At 25.0% G+C, this 328-nt stretch carries 1 protein-coding gene; it reads right to left on the bottom strand.

Annotation, left to right across the window (positions count from 1 at the left end):
- Positions 1-109 precede the first annotated feature (109 nt).
- Positions 110-328 (bottom strand): adhesion protein FadA (locus EII29_RS11700; RefSeq protein WP_233573344.1); only part of this gene is annotated, 219 nt, incomplete at its 5' end.

Here is a 328-nt window from a genome sequence, read left to right as displayed (position 1 = left end):
TACACAACATATTAAATTTTAATATTTTAAAGTCATAATAAATGTATTATGAATACTTTATAAAATATAAAAATTTTTTCCCAAACTTTTTTCAAAAAAGTCTAAAATTTTAATTCATTACCGATAACATCGCTTCAAGTTCACTTATCTTCTGTTCTTTTTCTCTTATCATCTTTGCTATATTTTTATAATATGTGTCATAATTATTAAGTACTTTTTTGTATTTATCCCTATGCCATCTTACTTCCGAATCTTTTTTCAGTTTCTCAAATACTTTCTCCTTTCCCTGCTCTTTTGATTTCAAATCTTCCACTTCAGCTTCAAGCTG

This window comes from Leptotrichia sp. OH3620_COT-345 (assembly GCF_003932895.1).
Classification (GTDB): domain Bacteria; phylum Fusobacteriota; class Fusobacteriia; order Fusobacteriales; family Leptotrichiaceae; genus Pseudoleptotrichia.
This window is presented reverse-complemented; position numbering and strand designations above follow the sequence as displayed.